The following is a 297-nucleotide window of genomic DNA, read 5'->3' as shown; positions in this document are numbered from 1 at the left end:
ATTTAGCTGACTCAGTTACCGCTTACCAGAACATTGCTGTTTTAGTAAGTGGCGGAATGGACGGGACTCGAACCCGCGACCCCCTGCGTGACAGGCAGGTATTCTAACCAACTGAACTACCACTCCGCATCTGTGTTTATACTCGCTTTCGAGTGCCAGCATATTGTTAGTGGTGGGCGTGGAGAGGTTCGAACTCCCGACATTCGCCTTGTAAGGGCGACGCTCTCCCAGCTGAGCTACACGCCCGCTAACAAGTGCCTTTTGTTTAGACTGAACCAACAAGCATTTAGCTGACTC

The 297-nt window shown here is 51.5% G+C and carries 2 tRNA genes; both read right to left on the bottom strand.

Annotated elements, in window-relative coordinates:
- Nucleotides 1-49: 49 nt before the first annotated feature.
- Nucleotides 50-126 (bottom strand) — tRNA-Asp (locus BS617_RS17945).
- Between the two features lie 44 nt (nucleotides 127-170).
- A tRNA-Val gene (locus BS617_RS17940) sits at nucleotides 171-246 on the bottom strand.
- Nucleotides 247-297: the final 51 nt, after the last annotated feature.

The sequence above is a fragment of the Neptunomonas phycophila genome (assembly GCF_001922575.1).
In the GTDB taxonomy this organism is placed as follows: domain Bacteria; phylum Pseudomonadota; class Gammaproteobacteria; order Pseudomonadales; family Balneatricaceae; genus Neptunomonas; species Neptunomonas phycophila.
The sequence above is the reverse complement of the archived record's forward strand: the minus strand, read 5'-3'. Positions and strand labels throughout refer to the sequence as shown.